This window comes from Granulicella aggregans (assembly GCF_025685565.1).
In the GTDB taxonomy this organism is placed as follows: Bacteria; Acidobacteriota; Terriglobia; order Terriglobales; family Acidobacteriaceae; genus Edaphobacter; species Edaphobacter aggregans_B.
Map to the genome: position 1 here is coordinate 1,436,752 of NZ_JAGSYE010000001.1, position 17,419 is coordinate 1,454,170.

Annotated in this window: 9 protein-coding genes; 4 read left to right on the forward strand and 5 right to left on the reverse strand. The window is 60.8% G+C overall.

Annotation, left to right across the window (positions count from 1 at the left end):
• Nucleotides 1-29: 29 nt before the first annotated feature.
• From OHL18_RS05780 to OHL18_RS05790, 3 genes are all read right to left on the reverse strand, one after another.
• A complete protein-coding gene (locus OHL18_RS05780) occupies nucleotides 30-1,694 on the reverse strand; it encodes a tetratricopeptide repeat protein (RefSeq protein WP_263373873.1) in 1,665 nt (554 codons plus the stop codon).
• Nucleotides 1,695-1,789: 95 nt separating this feature from the next.
• Nucleotides 1,790-3,583 carry a tetratricopeptide repeat protein gene (locus OHL18_RS05785; protein ID WP_263373874.1) on the reverse strand — a complete coding sequence of 598 codons (1,794 nt, stop codon included), beginning with the start codon at nucleotides 3,581-3,583 and terminating at the stop codon, nucleotides 1,790-1,792.
• The gene (locus OHL18_RS05790) at nucleotides 3,584-4,150 is read right to left on the reverse strand and encodes a hypothetical protein (RefSeq protein ID WP_263373875.1); all 567 of its coding nucleotides are present in this window, start codon (nucleotides 4,148-4,150) and stop codon (nucleotides 3,584-3,586) included. It abuts the gene before it with no gap.
• 71 nt (nucleotides 4,151-4,221) lie between these two features.
• Here OHL18_RS05790 and OHL18_RS05795 point away from each other — a divergent pair, with 71 nt between their 5' ends.
• Nucleotides 4,222-6,693: an amylo-alpha-1,6-glucosidase gene (locus tag OHL18_RS05795; RefSeq protein WP_263373876.1), complete on the forward strand. Its 2,472-nt coding sequence runs from the start codon at nucleotides 4,222-4,224 to the stop codon at nucleotides 6,691-6,693.
• A 6-nt stretch (nucleotides 6,694-6,699) separates the two neighbouring features.
• Here the strand turns inward: OHL18_RS05795 and OHL18_RS05800 are convergent, their stop codons facing one another.
• On the reverse strand, nucleotides 6,700-8,532 hold the full coding sequence (locus OHL18_RS05800; RefSeq protein WP_263373877.1) for a glycoside hydrolase family 13 protein: 1,833 nt from the start codon (nucleotides 8,530-8,532) through the stop codon (nucleotides 6,700-6,702).
• A 439-nt stretch (nucleotides 8,533-8,971) separates the two neighbouring features.
• Between OHL18_RS05800 and OHL18_RS05805 the strand changes: the two genes are divergently transcribed.
• The 3 genes from OHL18_RS05805 (at nucleotide 8,972) to OHL18_RS05815 (ending at nucleotide 16,318) form a co-directional block, all read left to right on the forward strand.
• Complete coding sequence (locus tag OHL18_RS05805; protein WP_263373878.1) at nucleotides 8,972-12,823, forward strand: TonB-dependent receptor; 3,852 nt, start codon at nucleotides 8,972-8,974, stop codon at nucleotides 12,821-12,823.
• A 75-nt stretch (nucleotides 12,824-12,898) separates the two neighbouring features.
• Nucleotides 12,899-13,984, forward strand: coding sequence for a tetratricopeptide repeat protein (locus OHL18_RS05810; protein WP_263373879.1), 1,086 nt, complete (start codon nucleotides 12,899-12,901; stop codon nucleotides 13,982-13,984).
• Between the two features lie 144 nt (nucleotides 13,985-14,128).
• Complete coding sequence (locus OHL18_RS05815; protein ID WP_263373880.1) at nucleotides 14,129-16,318, forward strand: CRTAC1 family protein; 2,190 nt, start codon at nucleotides 14,129-14,131, stop codon at nucleotides 16,316-16,318.
• 20 nt (nucleotides 16,319-16,338) lie between these two features.
• Here the strand turns inward: OHL18_RS05815 and OHL18_RS05820 are convergent, their stop codons facing one another.
• Nucleotides 16,339-16,953 carry an OmpH family outer membrane protein gene (locus OHL18_RS05820; RefSeq protein WP_263373881.1) on the reverse strand — a complete coding sequence of 205 codons (615 nt, stop codon included), beginning with the start codon at nucleotides 16,951-16,953 and terminating at the stop codon, nucleotides 16,339-16,341.
• Between the last annotated feature and the right edge of the window lie 466 nt (nucleotides 16,954-17,419).

Below are 17,419 nucleotides of genomic sequence, written 5' to 3' on the forward strand. Positions count from 1 at the left end.
TCTGCGGGGCTTGTTCTTTGTGACGGCGACTACTTCTTCGGCAACTCCGGATTCAGCGAGCAGTGCTGCCCCGCGTACTCGCCCGTGTCCGCGAAGCGCCGCAGTTTCGGGTCATCGGGATTTGACCGCCGAAGCTGCCCGAGCAACACCAGTGCCTGCTCGCGCCGATCCAGACTGCACTCGATGAAAGCCAGGTTCAACCCCGCCGCAGTCCGCGAAGGATCGGCGTCCACCAGCCGCTGAAGCAAATGGATCGCCTCCGTCACATGGCCCGATCCAGCATCGAGCACTGCCAGATTCGCCAGCGCAGTCGGTTCCCATGGGTCGGCCTCGAGAGCAGACTTGTAGGAGGCCGCGGCCTTCACCGCATCGCCGCTGATCTGCTCCAGATACCCAAGCCGAACGGCGACATCGACATCAGTCGGAACTCTTGATGGCAGCTTTGCCAGCAGCCCCAGCGCCGTCCGCGCAGCTGCACGATCACCGCGCTCTGCAAGCTGTGCATAGGCAAGTCCCGTCTCGCGCGCACCCGCCTCAAACCCGCCGACAGCCACGAGCTTCAACGCATCATCCGCTCCTAGCGTCGCAAGCTGCAAACCACCCTGCGAAGCTGGCCGCGCCTCGATGTCGTGGTCGGTCACCTGCTCATGCGAGATGTCGACCGTCTTCCGCGTAGGCATGTGGCAGGTCGCGCAGTCCTGCTGTTCAGGGTGATGCGTTGCCATGGCCGGTTGCGTATGGCATGCAAGACAACGTGCGCGGAAGTACGCGACCCGCTCGGCGGGCGAGGGATCGGAGTGCGGATCGTGGCACGTCGTGCAGGTCAGCTTGTCGCCGCTGGCTCGCTTGCACGCACTCCGCAGCAGCGCCTCGTACTGACTGGTCGCGCGCCGTCCATCACCGGGCTCGCTTGCGCGCACAAAGTACACGGCGATGTCCGAGAGCTTGTCCCCTGGCTTGAACTGCGCCAGCGATCGCCCCGGCCGATAGACCACCGCATCGCCCTCAAGATGGCACTGGATGCACGCGCTGTCGCGCTCGGCGACAGGCAGTTTGCCGGGGTCCACAATCGGTCCTTGACCCTTCTGCGCGAGGTGCTGCGTGGGATCGCCGTGGCACGCGCTGCATCCGATGCCGCCCTGCCGAAACGGTACTGCCGCGTAATGATTTCGCGCATCTTGCAAAGACGGTTGCACGTCCGTCGCATGGCAGTGCAGGCAGTTTGGATCGACCGGCAGCGGCGCGGGCATGGCTGTCGCGTTGTCGAACGCGGGTGCCATGTCCCACGCCGCGCGTCGCGTGTAGTAGTTGATGGGAAGCTCGTACCAGCGGCCACTCTCGTTGAAGAGGTACGTCCGTCCGCGATGGCCGGAGCCAACATAGAACTCAACCCGCCGCTCTCCGCCGAGGGCTCCTTGAGCTGCCGCCGCCGGACGCGAGTATGACATCCATGCCGAACCATCCCGCTCGAAGACGCGGTAGTCGACTCCAGACGGAACGTGATGAAACCCTCCGGCGATCAACCCGTCCATCGCTACGCCGCTGCCGCGCGCCATGCCCGTCTGGCGATACTTCTCATAGATGGCTTGATGGCACGTAGCGCACGCCGCATCCGGATTCTCGAGCCTCGCCCGGTCGCCCGGAATCGCATGAACGACGCTCATCTTCGGCGCGTTGACATACAGCACAGACATCGCGAGCGCTATCCATGCGAATGCGAAGAGACGTCGGTATGTCGGCACAGCGTTCAAGCAAACCTTCTTTGACGCTCGGTACTCTGGTTCGAGGCTCACGGTTTCTTCGCCGAACCCAATGCCTCAGCCTGCTGTCGCTCCACCGCCGCATCCGCGGCTTTCCCCTGCCGCATATAGACTTCTGCTAACAAGCGGTGAGGCTCAGCAAGCGACGGTTCAGCGTGGGCTGCGGTGGTCAATTGAAAGACAGCATCGTCCAGCTTATTCTGCTCCAGCAGCGTGCGTCCGCTCTTCAGCGCAAACTCCGCACGCTGATGGCTCATCGCCGCCCGGCTGAGATCAGCGGCGGCCTTGCGCTCTGCCGCGGCTTCTTCTTTATGCCCGGCCTGGCTCTCCAACGTCGCGAGTTGAATATGCAAACTCGGCTGATCAGGCTGCAGCTCGATCGCATGACGCAGCGCATCGGTCGCTGCGGTGGCGTCGCCAGAGTCCTTCAACACGCCACCCAGCAACGCCCATGCGTCGCCATTCTCGGGCCGCAGCGCTGTCGCGCGCTTCAGGCTCGCAACTGCTTCGGGATACCGTCCCTGCTGCATGTAGATGATGCCCAGCGTATAAGCCGGATCGGGCAGCGTGGCATCGAGTGCAGCCGACCTCTCGAACTCCGGTACGGCGTCCGCGAGGTTGTCCTTTAGCTTGTACGCGAGCCCCAGGTCATAGTGCAGATGGGCGTTGTCTGGCTCAATCGCCAGCCCCGCCTTGAACTGCTCAATCGCGTGATCGAGGTCCGCCTTCTGCAGATACGCCGCTCCAAAGTCCTCGCGCAGCGTTGCAGAGTCAGGGCCAATCGCCAGCGCCTGCGCATAGAGTGGCAGAGCGCCCACCGCATCGCCTGTAAGCACGCGGGCAAGCGCATAGTTGATCAATGCTGACCCGCGCGCAAAAGATGTCTTCGTTGTCGTGTCTGAGGTCGCCTCCGCAAACAGCGGAAGCGAGCCTGCTGCGTCTCCGCTCGCCTGCAGCGCGAGTGCAAGTGAATAGAGTGCGTCGACCGTTTGCGATCTTCTCCGAAGCTCCGCTGCGCGATGCAGCTGCACAATCGCCTCAGTATCGCGATGCACTGCGGAGAGCGCCCGCCCAAGTTGAAGCCGTGCGTCGAAGTTGTCAGGTATCGCCGCAACTGCCTTCTCGGCATAAGGAATGGCCTCGAAGGCCCTGTCCAGCGCCAGCAGTGTCGCAGCCGCGTGGAGTTGAGCAGCCGCCAGTGCCGGATCGATCGCCACAGCACGTTCGAAGTGCGGCAGGGCCATATCCAGCTTGCCCTGCTGCGCCAGTGCTGTACCCAGACCATCCTGCAACGGAGCAGACTCCGATGCCGCATCGACGCTACGCTGCAGCAGCTCGACAGCGGTTTGAAGCTGACCGGTTGCTGCCAGCGCCCTCGCGTAGGCGAGCGTCTCATCAGGCGAAAGTGCTGTTGCAGGCGCACTTGCAAGGGCCGCCGCGAATGACTTCACGGCGTCGTCGTAGTGTCCCAGCGCAGCCTGCGCCCGGCCCAGGTTGATCGCGGCGGCATAGTCATCCGGAGCGAGCTTGCGTGCGATCTCCAATTCGCGCACCGCGCTCTCATTCTCGCCGAGCGCCAGCAGTGCTGAACCAAGCGCGGAGTGTCCGGGCTCTACCTGCGGGGCCAGTCGGACGACGTCAGAGAAGTCGCGCTTCGCGCTGACGATGTCTCCAGCTTGCATGGAGGCGACGCCATGTGTCATTGCCGCCTTCGCTGCGCTCAGGTCTGTATCCTTCGACTTGGCGGCTTGACCCTCGCACGGGCGGGGGAGCAGAAGGAGCGCGGCCGTCACGCCCCCCGCAAAGACAAACGACTTCAGCATCTAGTTCTGCTTTGGCGCGGCTTCAAACGTCACATAGCTGCGGCCCAAGTAAAGACGGTAACGGCTGGCGGAGCCTGGGTCAGGCAACACCTGCAGCGGGTTCGGCCTCGGCAGCGCGGCATCCCGCGTCGTCGTGGTCGTGAACAATTGGTTAGCTCCCAGGTCCAATACCACCATCTTGTCGTCGGCGATGAAGCCGAAGCCGTACGCCCCTGGAGCGAGGGTCTTATCGCCCAGCATCAGCGGCACCTCGGTAATCAGGTACGCCTGGTAGGTCTCCTTTACCGCAGTCGAGTAGCCCGACGTATCCACCAACGCCGCCAGTATCAGTTTCGAATCTGCAAACCTCACGCCGCCCGAGTTGCGTGCCTGGATAGGCGCGGACAGGCCGCGATAGAAGACCTTCTCCGGCAGAATCGCTGCTGCCTGCTCGCGATTGAGTATGCCCACCTTCGCAGCCGCAGTGGAGCTCTGGGCATGCAACGCCGTACCGGAGTAGAGAGCAAAAGGGGAGCAAAGCAGGACAGCCGCAAGCGTCAATGATCGAACAGAAAATACGGTCTTCATAGCTGCCCATCCTACGGAACTGGCTCTACAGTTTGCAAGGTAGAATTAGGTCGCTTTCAAGGGGTGTATCCATGCTGTACCGCCTGCTCGCTTCCGTACTCGCACTTTCACCGATCCACGCGGCGGCGCAGCAGCCTGCCCTTCATCCGGTGAACGCTTTTCCGCTTCGCGATGATGGTCCGGTGCTGCGCCAGGGCGTGCAGACGAAGGTGCCCTTCACGGTCGCAGGTCAGCGCGGCGTGATCGTCGGCCAGCAGCAGGGAGTCTTCGAGGGCTGGGTACTTCCGGTCAAGCTCATCAGCCACATGACCATCGAAGCGAACGTGGAAGGCTATCCCGTCCCGCTCGATCTCAACTCCATGGCCCGCGAGATCGAGGTTCGCCCCGACCGCACGACAATCACCTACTCGCACATCGCCATGACGCTGCGCCAGATCATGTTTGCGCCGAATGAAATGCCCGACGGCACAGGCACGGTCGTCCTCTTCCAGGTCGACTCCGTCCGCCCCGTCGACCTCACCTTCCGCTTCTCCGGCGAACTGCGCAAGATGTGGCCAGCCCTTAGCAGCGGCCAGCCCTCCCCAGAGTGGGTTGCCGAGGGCAAAAGCGGCTTCTACATTCTTCACTCGGACTTCGACGACTTCTCTGGCGCCGTCGCCCTTCCCGGAGCCACTTCCGGCATCATGGCACCGTATCAAGAGCAGCCCCAGACTCACCCACTCGAGTTTCGCCTGCATATAGACCCCAAGACCGACCGCGACAAGTTCTATCCGCTATTGATGGCCGTCGGCAGCACCAAGGCGACCGCCTCCAGCGCGGCCTTACGCGCAAAGCTCGCCGAGATGGACGGCCAGATTCCATCGCTCTACACCGCTCACGCCGACCGCTATCGCAAGCTCGAACACACCGTCACCGAGATCGTCACACCCGACGCCGGCCTGAACGAAGACTTCTCGTGGGCCGAGACCTCAATCGACCAACTCCAGGCCCGCGCTCCCGATGGCGAGATCGGCCTCGTCGCCGGATACTTCGCTTCAGGTGACTCCGCACGCCCTGGCTTTGGTTGGTTCTTCGGGCGCGACTCGCTCTACACGCTCTACGCCATCGACAGCTACGGCGACTCCGCGCTCGCGAAGATCGAGCTCGAGTTCCTGATGAAGCGCCAACGCGCCGACGGCAAGGTCATGCACGAATACTCGCAGACTGCCGGCGAACTCGACTGGAAGTCTCTGCCCTACGAGTACGCCGCCGCCGACGCCACGCCGCTCTTCCTCACCGCAATGCTCGACTACGTCCGCAGCAGTGGCGACGTCGCGTTTTTACAGGCGCACAGTGACGCCGTGATGAACGCATGGACCTTCGAGACCACGCACGACGCCGATGGCGACGGCATCTACGACAACGCGCAGGGAACAGGCTGGGTCGAAAGCTGGCCGCCCGGAATGCCGAAGCAAGAGGTCTATCTCGCGCTCCTCGACGAACAGGCCTCGCGCGCGATGAGCGATCTAGCCACACTACTCGGCTCTGCAGACATCTCAACTGCAGCCAGCGCCCGTGCCGTAAAACTGCACGGCATCATCGAACGAGAGTATTACGGCTCGACAGCCGATGCTTACGCTTTCAGTCAAAACAACGGCACCCTCGACACCACCGCAACCATTTACCCCACCATCGCCTGGTGGAACGGAGGGAAGGGAATCGATCACCCTCGGGCAAGCCTCCGTCGCTGGGCCTCGCACGACTTCGCCACGGACTGGGGTGCGCGCGACATCGCCGCCAGCGATCCGCTCTACGATCCCATAAGCTACCACCAGGGCTCGGTCTGGCCGCTCTTCACCGGCTGGGCGGCCCTCGCGCAGTACCGCTCCGGCAACGCGCTCGCCGGCTACCAGAGCGCCATGCAGAACGCCGACCTCACCCACGCCCAGGACATCGGTGCCGTCACCGAGCTCCTCTCCGGCGATCTCTTCGAGCCCTTCGGCCGCAGCACCAGCCACCAGCTCTGGTCTTCGGCCATGGTCATCACACCTGTTCTGCGCGGCATGTTCGGCATCGGCGTCGACGCACTGAAACACGAAGTCGCCGTAGATCCTCACCTTCCCGCAGATTGGGATGGGGCCGAGGTGAAGCGCATCCATGTCGGAGACGCCACTGTCGATCTATCCTTCAAGCGCGAACGCTCAACGCTCGTCGTTGCGCTGCTTCAAACCGCCGGATCGAAGGTCCATCTCGCCGGAGCCTCTGGCGATGGGACCACAATGCGCATGCCGCTACCGGCCGTCGAGGTCGCCATCAGTCACGGTCTCCCGCTGCCCGGCGCACGCACCGCACAGATGAAGGTTCTCAGCGAATCTCACGATGCCCATTCGCTTCGCCTCGAACTGGAAGCCATCGGTGGCACCGAATCGGTCCTGACCCTGCGCCGCAACGACACGAAAATAGACGTGAAGATCGAAGGGGCGAAGCTCGATGCAGACAAGCTGCATGTGAACTTCGCCCCCGGCACAGGATATGTAACTCAAGTAGTTACGATTCGCTGGTAAGCTCCACTACTCCACGCTCACAACCCAACTCGCAAACGGTGGCAGCGTGACGTTCGTCAGCGTGCTCGTTGACTTCAGCGAAACCGCATCCGTCGCCAGCGTCTTCACCTTGGTCCCGGCAACACCCGCGCCGCTCACGTCCAGCGAGATCGTCTTCGCCTCCGCCGTGCAGTTCATCGCCACCACCACCGCCGCTCCCGACCCGGTCGAACGCACGTAGGAGAGCACGTCGTTGTTGCTCGTATCCAGCATCGTCATCTTTCCATCGCGCAGTGCAGAAGATGTGCGGCGCAGCTCAATCAGCTTCTTGAACCACTCAAGCTGCGAGTCCGGCTCCTTCGACTCCACCGCAACGTTGATCGTCTTGTAGCTTGCAGGAATCGGCAGCCACGTCTTCGGATTTGTACTGAACCCCGCCTGCGGCCCCGGCGTCCACTGCATCGGCGTGCGCTCGCCATCGCGGCCCTTCTCCTTCGGCCATCCGTTCAAGCCGGTCGGATCGCGAACATCTTCCTTGCGCGTTGGCACCGTCGTCGGCATCCCCAGCTCTTCGCCGTAGTACATCAGCGCCGTCGCCTTGGTCGTAAAGAGCATCGTCGCCAGCAGCTTGTTGATGTCGCCGTTATGCACACCATCGCCATAGCGATCGATCGCGCGCATATTGTCGTGGTTGTCGAAGACGATCAGCGGCTGCGACCCATGCACCTGCGTCTGCACCTCTTCAAGATGCTGCCGGAACTTCGCCACGTCGAGCTTTGCGTGGTCGCCATTCATCCCGATCAGCATGTCCATAGGAAGCTGCAACTCATCCTTGGCCTCGCCGCCGTACCACTTATCCAGCTCCGCGGTATTCGGCAGATACGTCTCGCCGATCAACACCCGGTCGCCCGGATAGGTAGCAACCATCGCCCGCATTCGCCGGATCACGTCATGCACCTCCGGCAGATTGCTGGTATAGATGTCGCTTACATTCGCGTCGCCATAGGCATTCGTTCCCCCTGTCTCAGGCTCATTCCGAAGCTGCGGGTCTTCAAACAGCGTCGGAATCGCGTCCAGCCGGAACCCTGCCACACCGCGGTCCAGCCAGAAGCGCATCGCATCGAAGCAGGCCTTCTCCACCACCGGATTGCGCCAGTTCAGGTCCGGCTGCTCCTTCTCAAATTCGTGATAGTAAAACTGGTGCACTGCCGGCACCCACTCCCAGGGAGTGCCGCCAAAGATCGACACCCAGTTGTTCGGCGGAACTTTGCCCTCATGTTCGTTTTTCTTCTGAATCGCAGTCAGACCCGGGGAGTCGGCTGCGATGCCGTCGTTCCACACATACCAGTCATGCTTCGGGTTGGTGCGCGAGCTAGCCGAATCGATAAACCACTGGCTCTTGTCGGAGGTATGGTTCAACACCATGTCCAGCACCACCCGCACGTCGTGCTTCTTGCCCTCGGCAACGAGCTTGTCGAAGTCCGCCAGCGTACCGTACTGCGGATCGACCGCCTCATAGTCCGAGATGTCGTAACCAAAATCCTTCTGGGGTGACGGATACATCGGCGCGATCCAGATCGCATCCACTCCCAGGCCCTGCAGGTAACCCATGCGCTGCGTAATGCCGTTCAGGTCTCCCACGCCATCACCATTCGAATCCTGGAACGAGCGCGGGTAGATCTCATAGACCACGGCATGCTTCCACCAGGGATCGCCACTGGCGGGGTTCGTCTGCGCCCCGGCAATCCCCAAGGTCAGGGGCAGAGAGGCAATTGCGGCAACTGCGAGCGCCGTTATGGCCGAGCGGCGCAGCGCGCGCGCACTGCGACACAGGCGCTGGCGGGCAGGGTACAGGTCCATCGGGAGCCTCCAAAGGCAACGTGAAGAAATATAGCATTCCGTTGCAGAAGAGGAACAATCTGTCATGTCATTCATTTTGAAAAGGGGTCAATTTCAAGTAAACGATTTCTCAGAGCCTGCATCGGGTCGGCAAAATACCGCTAGAAATCCATGAACACAAGCGTTTAAGCGAGCCATTAGAGAAAGCGTTACCTCGAATTCAATTGTCATAACATTTGGATGACATAAATCTCTGAACTTCCCGATAAAACAGTTGACAATCTTGCGACAGCGTCATTAGGGTTACGAGCGCAATCGATTCGTCACTTTCAACGGAACCAGTCTCTTCCCAAAGAGGAAGCACCATTGACAAGCGCAGGGCTGTTCCATCAGGCAGGCCGACAGGCCAAAGTGAGTTGAAAGCAGAGAAACAAGGAAAGCAATTTTGAGGGGGAGTGACATGAGAAGTAAGTTTCAATATCTGAAGTTGTCGCTCGCTGTGGGCGCGGTCGCCATTCTTCTGGCCTCCGGACACAGTGCGCTGGCACAAGCAATCTTTGGACAGATTGCCGGAACGGTAACCGATTCCACCGGTGCTGCCATTCCCAATGCGACCGTCGTCGTAAGCGATGTCGCCAAAGGAACGTCCATCACGGTTACCAGCAACGGCGATGGCCAATTCACCGCCGGTCACCTTATTCCCGATATCTACAGCGTTAAGGTAAGCGCCCAGGGATTCAAAGGATTCGAGCAGAAAGGCCTTGAGGTTCACGCCGACGACTCCCTGAACGTCGCTGCTGTCCTGACCATCGGCGCATCCGACCAGGTCGTTGAGGTCTCAGCCGATCAAGTTCCCCAGTTGAAGACGGATCGCGCAGACGTCGCCACTACCTTTGAGGCCGCCGAAATCGGCGAGCTGCCAATTCCGGATCACAACTTCACCAACCTCCAGCTACTGCTGCCAGGTGCGGTCCAGCTCGGATGGGCCCACGCTGCATCGGAGAATCCGCAGGGATCCAAGCAGATCCAGATCGACGGCCAGGCCTTCGGCGGTGTCAACTACACCCTCGACGGTACCGACAACCAGGACGCAATCCTTGGCATCATCGTTGTGAACCCGAACTCGGAGTCCATGTCGGAAGTCAAGATCGCGACCCAGAACTTCGACGCCGAGTTCGGCAAGGCTGTAGCTTCCGTTCAGACCGTCCAGACCAAGTCGGGAACCAACGCCTTCCACGGAACGGTATTCGATAACCGTGAGAGCAACGCCAATCTCGCCCGCGATCCCTTCACCGTATCGAAAGCTGCCGGATATCCCGGCGGTCTCAAGAATCAGTTCGGTGGCTCGATCGGCGGCCCAGTCCTAAAGGACAAAATCTTCTTCTTTGGCGACTACCAGGGAGTCCGCCAGAAAGTCGGCGGCTCAGGTGTTGGCTCCGTGCCTTCACTGCTCGCCCTGAAGAGTTGTACCGGTGCTGAACTCGCATCCAATGGCTCTGCGGGTTGCGACTTCAGCGAGTATGGACCAGGTGGTGCATCCAACTTCAATCACCAAATCTACGACAACTCAACCGGCACGCCAGTCGCCTTCCAGGGAAACATCATCCCTCTGAGCAAGGTCTCGCCTCAAGCGTTGAACCTCTTCAAACTGCTCCTCGCTGGCGGTTACACTCCGAACACGCCAGGATCAAATAACGGCTACGCGAACAACTATGCGGGCACCGGCACCGGAGCCTTCAATAGCAATCAGTGGGACGTCCGTGGCGACGCAACACTGAACCAGCGGGTCCACGTGTTTGGCCGGTTTAGCCGCTTCACCGACACGCTGACGGGCGCAAGCCTCTTTGGCCCCGCTGGCGGTCCTGGTCTTGGCATCGCCGGTTACGGCGGTGTGTCGACCGGTGCCAACGATTCTTTGGCGCTTGGTACCGACGTCGTGGTCAACTCTAAGCTGGTCACTGACGTTCGTCTCGGCTACTTCCGCTACAACATCATCACGCACAAGAACGATCCGGGTAGTTCAAATCTGCCTTTCCTTGGAGAGAACGTAAACGGGCCGGCTGCAAACCAAGCAATCACGACGAACTACGGAACGCCGGATATCAACATTGCAGACCTCAACGTGACGGGCTTCAGCGCAGGTCCCAACAACGGCCAGAACACCGGCGCGCAGTTTGGAACCGGCTTGAATATGAACCACTGCAACTGCCCCTTGAAAGAGAAGGAAGACCAGTTTCAGATCGTCAATAACTGGACCAAGACGATCGGAAACCACTCCATCAAGTTCGGCGCTGATATCCGCTATGCTCGCAACCTTCGCGTACCCAGCGACGCTGACCGTACCGGTGTCAACAACTTCGGCAACGGCCCCACCTCGGACGGCGTCTCTGGCGGGGGTCTGGGATGGGCCACCTACATCCTTGGCGACGTAACCTCGTTCAATCGCTACGCCAGCACCTCGACCAATGCCAAGGAGTTCCAGCCGCGCGACTTCTTCTATGGCCAGGACACCTGGCGCGCAACGCCAAAGCTGACCATCAACGCCGGGCTGCGCTATGAGTACTACGCCCCGGAGAGGGTAAACGGCAACGGCAACGGGGCCCTGCTGAACCTGCAAACCGGCTACATCAATGTCGCTGGAGAAGGCGGCATCCCCCTGAACATGGGTGTTGCAGCTGCAAAGAACACCTACAACCCGCGTATGGGTGTCGCATACCAGTTCAACGACAAAACGGTCATTCGCGCCGGATACGGACGGAGCTTCGATCTTGGGGTCTTCGGTTCGGACTTTGGTCACGTCGTTACGCAGAACATTCCAGTTCTCGCCAATCAGTCGTTCTCGGGATCGGGTGGCAATACCAGTTACGCCTTCAACTTGTCTGACCCGACGAACACGACAATTCCGGGAGAAGCTAGCCCGGTAAAGAATGCCACAAGCCCGCTATCCGACTACACCCCGCCGGCAGCAAACACCGCAGGCCAAATTCCTATCACGGAAACCCTGCCTGGCACAGCCACCGCAACTAACCCGCTCGGCGCTTCAATTGGGTCCTCTGTCAGCGTCAAGGCTCGCCCCTTCACGGAGCGGCTCCCGACGCTGGATGCGTGGAACATCGCTGTTCAGCGTTCACTCACCCCAACGATGTCGATCGAAGTAGCCTACGTCGGCAACAAGGGAAGCCACACTTTGAGTGATGGCGACGGCAACAATACTGACCCGAACGAATCGGCAATCACACTGCCTGCACAGTACAGCCCCACTGGGAGCGCTCTTCACTACGATCCCGCTGGCGGAACCTGCTATCCAGTCAGCGCGACCTGCACCACTGTAGGTCCGACCACCGCCAACCCTGGCAATCAGTTGCTAATCCCGGCGAGCGGTGCGACGGCTAACCCAACTCTGCTTCAGCGTTACACCAACGGTACACTACCTGCTTGCGGTGGTGGACCTTGCGGATGGACCCAGGGCATCAGCTACTACGGCGATGACCAGGACACGCACTACAACGCGCTGCAGACTAAGTTCACCAAGACGTACACGCACGGTCTAAGCATCAACCTCAACTACGCCTACGCTCACGCGAGCGATGCCGCAAGCGCCTTCTCTACATGGAACAAGCAGGCGGTAATCGGGAATGACAGTGCTGTACGTCGCTCAGCGTTCACCGCGTATGGCTTCTACAAATTGCCTTTCGGCCACGGCGCTCAATTCCTTGGTCACTCAAATGCGATCGTCAACTACCTTGTTGAAGGATGGGAGTACAGCCCCGTATTCCAGTGGCAGAGCGGACTTCCATATTCGTTGAGTTTCTCAACGTGCAGCAATTACGTTCCTGAGCCGTCAGGCAGAAACGGCGCTCCGTGCCAGCCCAACGGCAGCACGAGCGGAATCAAGACCGGTATTCAGGGCACTCCCGGACAAGGTAATCTCTACTTCTTCAGGTCGGTCTTGAGTGCTAGCGATCTCACTGCTGGGAAAAACCTTTGCAATGCAACGTCGGTCTCGGGTGGATTCACCTGCCCAGGTCTGGACACCATCGGCAACATTCGTCGCAACTCGGTCTTCGGCCCGCACTTCTTCAACGCCGATATGTCCATCTCTAAGAACATCACATTCAAGGAGCGTTACGTCGCCCAATTCCGCATGGATGCGTACAACGCGTTCAACCACATCAACCTTGGCAATCCGAACGGTACGATCGATGCTGCTTTGAACAGCGCTGGTTCGATCGGTGGCGGCCCCTTCCCGGCCGGCCTCGGTGGAACCACCAATCCACGGCAGTTGCAGTTCACCCTGCACTTCCAGTTCTAACCACCGAACTCAACCTGAAGGTGGGAGCGGAGATTCTTCGCTCCCACCTTTTGCTTTGCATGTAGCCTTTCCTTCATGGGTCTCTCCGGGGTCATTCGCAGCATGAACACCGCAGCAAAATGCGCCGGCACGGCGTGCCTTCTTCTGCTCTTCGCCGCCCCATCTCTCGCTCAGCAATCAGTCCCCGCGAACGAAGCTCCCGCCTCGCAGCCATCAGCAGCAGCGAATCTCATCACCCTCCGGAAGGCCATAGACACGGGCCATCCCGCCGACGCTCTCCAGCGCATTCAGGATCTTCGCAAGTCGGGCGACCAGCCCGGCCTCAGCCGCCTCGAAGGCCTCGCCCAGTACGCCCTCAACGACCTCAAAGCCGCCGACACCGCCTTCGCCGCCGCTCTCGTCGCCGACCCGTCCGACACCGAATCGGCTCAGATGCGTGGCCTCACCCTCTTCCGCCTTGGCCGCCCCGCCGACGCCATCCCGCTGCTCGAATCCGCCGCCGCCAAAGGCAGCCTGGGCAAGGCCGATCCCAACTACATCCTGGCTCTCTGCTACATGGACACCCGTCGCTACGACGACGCGCGCCACGCCTTCGCCGCGCAGTTCGGCTTCCCGCCTGATAGCGCCGCCGCCTATCTAGCCGCCGCCCGCATGTTGCTCCGCAGAGAGTTCGTCCCCGTCTCGCAAACCTTCGCGCAAAAGTCTCTCGAACTCGACCCGACGCTCCCGCTCGCACACGAACTTCTGGGCGAGATCGCCCTCGCAGGCAATCACCTCGACGACGCCATCGCAGAGTTCCAAAAGGAGAAGGCCCGCAATCCACTCGAAGGTTCCATCTACGATCGTCTCGGCGACGCCTACACCCGCGCGGCCCGCTACGACGACGCACAGCGCAGCCTGCAGGCCGCCCTTCTGCTTGAACCCAACGCAACCGGCCCCTACATTCTGCTAGGCAAAACCATGCTGAAGAAGGGGGACGCTGTCGCCGCAGCGACCTATCTCGAACGCGCCAACCAGCTCGACCCCTCCAACTACATCACGCACAGCCTCCTCGGCCAGGCCTACCGCGCGATGGGCCGTTCCGATGAGGCCAGCCGCGAGACCGCCACCGCCCAGAGACTCCAAGCCGCAACCGAGCCCAGGCTCGACGCCCCTCACTAAATGCCTAGCGTCGCCATGCCGGAACTCCCAAAAACGTCCGCGTGCCCCATCCATTCGCAGCCTTATCGCGAATGGGTGGGAAGGATAACTCTCGTGGCGGCACTATGCGGTTTACCTTCCCCGGCACAGGACGCGAAGATGTCCATGGCCCCGCCTGCCATAGGCTCCGTCACCCTACCTGCTAAGGGCGAAGACACCGCGACCATCTACCAGGCCGAATCCACGAAACGCATGGCCGAACGCCTCCGCGCCGTCTTTGCAGCCACCGATTGGAAGCTCGACCCCAGCAAGCCCGCACAGCGTGTCGCGTATTACTCGGAGCTCCTCCGCACCAGGCCGCTCTCTCTCGAACAAGACACCATCGTCCGCCAGCAGCTCGCTCACGAGATGCTCGGCGCGGGCGATGCCGAAGGTGCAATCCGCCAGCTTGAAGAGGTCCGCCGGCGCTGGCAGCACGCCCAGCGCACCATGCCCGCCGACGGCGTGAAGCAGCTCGGCAAAGACCTAGCCCTTGCCTACCTCCGCCTCGGCGAGCAGGAGAACTGCGCCACCATGCACGGCCAGCGCGCCTGCCTGTTTCCGCTTCGCTCCGGTGCCGTCCACCAGATGCCACGCGGCGCCGAGGGCGCAGTCCGCGAACTCACCGCCTTGCTAGAAGCCAATCATTCAGACACCGAATCCCAGTGGCTCCTCAACGTCGCCTACATGCAGCTCGGTCGCTACCCCAAAGATGTCCCCACCCGCTGGCTCATCCCGGAGAAGACCTTCGTTTCCGAAGCAGCGCTCCGCGAGTTTCCCGAAGTCGCCGCCTCGTCTGGCATCGACATCACCGGTCACGCCGGCGGTGTCCTGGTCGAAGACTTCGACGGCGACGGCCAACTTGATGTCATGGTCACCTCCTCGGGCCCTCTCGACCAGATGCATCTCTTCCACAATAACGGCGACGGCACCTTCACCGATGTCACTCGCGCCTCCGGTCTCATGGGCGAGACCGGAGGCCTCAATCTCGTCCTCACCGACTACAACAACGACGGCCATCCGGACGTCCTCGTCCTGCGCGGAGGATGGTGGGGCAAGCAGGGCCTCTACCCCATGTCGCTGCTCCGCAACAACGGCAACGGCACGTTTGACGACGTCACCGAAGCCGCCGGCCTGCTCCTGCCCGCTAGCTCCGCGCCGACAAACACCGCCGCCTGGGCAGACTTTGACGGCGACGGCTGGCTTGACCTCTTCGTCGGCCACGAGAGCTCCGCCTCGGACCCTCACCCCTCGCAGCTCTTTCACAACAACCACGACGGCACCTTTACCGAGATCGCCGCGGCCAGCGGTATCGCGAACCTCGGCTTCGTCAAAGGCGTCGCCTGGGGCGACTACAACAACGATGGCCGCCCCGACCTCTACATCTCCATGATGTACGGCAAGAACAAGCTCTTCCGCAACGACGGCCCCCGCGACCCGAGCGACATCCGTAAGGGATGGAAGTTCACCGACGTGACCGAAATCGCCGGTGTCGCGCAGCAATCCAACAGCTTCGCCACCTGGTTCTTCGACTACGACAACGATGGCTGGCCCGACATCTACGTCTCCGGCTACTCTCTTCTCTCCTCAAGTGACGTGGGAGCCTTCGAGATGGGCCTGCCCGTCGCGTCCGAAAAGCCGAAGCTCTATCGCAACAACCACGACGGCACTTTTACCGATGTCAGCGCTCAGACCCGCCTTGACCGCGCCATCCTCACCATGGGCGCGGGCTTCGGCGACCTCGACAACGACGGCTGGCTCGACATCTACCTCGGCACCGGCGACTCCACCTTCCAGTCCCTGCTCCCCAACCGCATGTTCCGCAACGACCGCGGCCAGCGCTTCCAGGACGTCACCACCGCCGGCGACTTCGGCCACCTGCAAAAGGGCCACGGCGTCGCCTTTGCGGACTTACGCCGCTCCGGCTTCGAAGACATCTTCGAGGAGATGGGCGGCGCGCAGGTGGGCGACGCCTACCAGAGCGCCCTCTACCGCAACCCTGGAAATAAGAACCACTGGATCACGCTGAAGCTCGAAGGCGTCCGCTCCAATCGCGCCGCCTTCGGAGCAAAGATCGAGCTTACTGTCCCAACCCCGAACGGCAAGCCCCGCCACATCTTCCGCACGGTCGGCTTCGGCTCCAGCTTCGGCGGCAACCCGTTCGAGCAACACATCGGCATCGGCCCCGCCACCATCGTCAGCGAGGTCAAAGTAACCTGGCCCGCTTCCGGCCTGATCGACAGTATCCGTACCGTGAAAGCCGACCAGCGATACGCCTTACGCGAAGGCGAGGGCAAGATCAAACAACTCAAATAAAGCAAGGGACTTGTCGGTACTCACTGAGGCTTCTGTTGCGCGGTATGCGGCTTCGTCTGTGTGCCTGCTGCGCCGCCTCCAGGAGTAGGCTTCTCTGGAAGGCTCGATGAAGAGATTCCCGACTTCAGATCGTACGCTTTGGCAACCTGCTCTGTGATGTCCACGCTGTTCCCGACGTACCAGACAATTGGCGATGAGTCAGTCCCTCGTTCGATTACAACCGAATAGCCATGCTGCTTTGAGTAGTCCTGAAGCAGGCCATATAGTTTTTGCGCGATACGTTGAAATATCTGTTGAGACTCCGATTGAGAGTCGTTCTTAAAGTCTTCAGCCTCTCTTTGCAACTGCTTGTCTTTCGTATTTAGATCCTGAAGTTTGGCGGCTCGCTCAGACTCGCTTAGCTTCACGGAGGCATCGTTCAGTTGCATTCGTTCGGCTTCTACGGAGTCGCTCAGCTTCTGAAGTTGCACCTCCCTGGGCGCAAACTTCGTCTGCAAAGTGCCCAGATCTCGCTGTGCCTCACCGGTTGCTAAGACAGCGGCATTGAAGTTGAGCGTGACGATGCCTGGCGTAGCGGTTGTAGGAGCCTGGCCGTTGAGCAAAGATGCTGAGCGAGCCAGGACGAGTGCAGACATAAGGATGCATGACCGCTTCATTGCGACCTCTTTCGTGAAGTGTTGTTGGGGTTTCTATCTAGGGTGTATCAAACTCAGCGTGTTGCTGAATGAGAGGTCTCGCATCCTCGGCTTCAACCCGAAGACTGCTTGGTCGTCCTGGAGTGATATGGACGCCAGTGTCGCGCTGTAGTGGAAGACGCGCTGGTCAGGAGTGCTGCTCGCCTTCGAACTCCAGATTGCAGAGGTGAAGAAGCTAGGCCCGAGACCCACGCCTCGAGGACTAAAGTTTCCGGCAGCAATATCCTTAAAGTGACTTAGCTTAGGCTCAGCGCTTACGGCTGCTGACTGACTCGAGAAGAGCGCGGCGTCTAAACGAAATAGCGGCTGAGCGGCGATACGTGACTCCTCGTGCGTGCCGGGTAACGGGAGAATAGAGGCTTTACTGGAAGCGTGGTGGCTTCGTCGGGTTGGCCCATTGATGGAA